The following is a 1918-nucleotide window of genomic DNA, read 5'->3' on the forward strand; positions in this document are numbered from 1 at the left end:
TAGGAATGACAGTCCTTCTAAGAGAATTGCCGAAATCTTCTTGATCAGTTACCGACCAACTGGTAAATGCCCGCAACACTCTCGCACCTGCTGAATGGCGGCCTGGATTTCTCAAGGCCCTTCAAACCCAATTGTTCCCCCTCTTCGACCCATGCCGCCCGGCCCTCTGGGTGGACGCTCGAAAAAACCGGCTGGCCTTGTCTGAGCGAAGCGAGTCGGTCCGCCCTCACTTATGGGTTGCGTCCTCCCAATCGGATGAGGCCGGACGGGGGTCAGGGGTTTTGGGTCCTTTTGCCCATCCAAAAGGCTTGTCCTGAGGCCTCTCGAAGGGACCTCAGCTACCGGGCCGAACCCCGGCGATTATAAAATTCAACAAGGATTCCCAGGGCAAACGATATTAATTGGCAATCCACTTTTCATCGATTAGTATTCAATACAATCAACTGCGTTTTCGGTATAGGGACGTTTCCCAATATCCGAGCTTTTAAGAAATTCGGAAATTGAAGTTGAGCCATCTTTATCCCAATCCATTTCATCCCAGCTATATTCCTGCATCCAACTTCCCCTGACAACAAGTAAGCTTACCAACATTACCCAGACAGCTATTCCTGTAAAAACAAGGGATAAGCCCCAAACACATATTTTCCCCATGGTGGATGGAATTGTCATTATTCTCATTGTATCGGACCGTTCCCATGTATGACTGGCTATTCCATAGAATGGTGCAGAACGATTTTGCTTTCTATTCGATTTGTTTTTAGTGTGGCGAAGGTGAGCAGCACAGGGCACCCCCTGGACGACGCCAAGGTTCATTGGTTTTTTTGTCCTTTTTCGGAACCATAAGGACGTCGGCTGCTAGGCCGAAACCCGCTATCTATCATCAACTCAAATATCTTAATAATTACCGCGAGGGATTTGGTTCGGGAGCAGGGGAGAGCGGTGGGGAGCCCGCAGGACGGCGGGAACGGAGAATTTCTTCCAAAGTCAAAAGGGCATCACGGCCGGAGTTGGTTTCAAAACCTTTAGACAAACTGGTATCGGCATAAGCATGCCCCTGCTGTTGCGTCGCGCTCTGGCTCAAGCTGCCTGACCAGGGACGGGGATCCTGCGACCCATGCTTCCGACCCCAGGCCGCCAGACACGCCTTGGCGATGATCTTGTTAAGCGGTGCCGGATTGTACAGCATCTTTTTGATGTTCCAAGGCGTCAAACTGAGCGGGTTGTAGCCCTTCGATAAATAACCTTCCGACAATAGACGTTGTTCCAAATCCGTATTGGGTTGGATTCCTAAGAAAAACATCAAGGGAAATACCCGGTCTTCTCCCAATATCGAGGCCACCATTTTGTAGGATTCGATACTTTGGAGGAGAGTCTCTTCTGTTTCATCCGGGGAATTCAGAGAATAATTCAGAATGACCCGCCCGTTAAACCCTGCCTCCTTGAGATACCGACATCCGTCATACAAATGCTCCAATTTAAAGCCCATATGCATGCTGTTCAGGACTTTTTGCGAGCCCGCCGTGATCGCGACTTCCAAATCTCCCACTCCTGATTGCACCATCAGCTTGGCCAACGTTGGATTAATCAGGGAGGTTCGGACGTATCCGGACCATTCAATGTGTAATTGCTGAGAGATGATTCGCTCCAGGATTTCCGTACATTGGGGATATGCATCTTTGCCGGTGATGAACTGCGCGTCGGTAAACCAAAACCGTCTGGCTCCCCATTGGTGGTAATACTGGGCAATGTCCTTCACCACATTTTCCGCCGGGCGGTAGCGCACCCGTTTGCCTTCAATATACGGATAGAGACAAAAGGCGCAATCATACGGACAGCCGCGTTTGCTCTGCACGCCGATGCATTCGCCGATATATTCACGGTATTGTGGAAAAATAGACGTCAGGTAAGGAATATCCAC

General features: G+C 49.9%; 2 protein-coding genes. Both read right to left on the reverse strand.

Features of this window, described 5'->3' with window-relative positions; translation table 11 throughout:
- Positions 1-423: 423 nt before the first annotated feature.
- On the reverse strand, positions 424-813 hold the full coding sequence (locus AAH187_RS17240; protein ID WP_342349722.1) for a hypothetical protein: 390 nt from the start codon (positions 811-813) through the stop codon (positions 424-426).
- Between the two features lie 88 nt (positions 814-901).
- On the reverse strand, positions 902-1918 hold a 1017-nt coding region (locus AAH187_RS17245; protein WP_342349723.1), incomplete at its 5' end, for a radical SAM protein.

The sequence above is a fragment of the uncultured Nitrospira sp. genome, assembly GCA_902500695.1.
Classification (GTDB): Bacteria; Nitrospirota; Nitrospiria; order Nitrospirales; family UBA8639; genus Nitrospira_E.

Excerpts from the sequence above, each read along its gene's own strand:
- AAH187_RS17240 (WP_342349722.1), bottom strand. The coding sequence starts at position 813 with ATGAACCTTGGCGTCGTCCAGGGGGTGCCCTGTGCTGCTCACCTTCGC.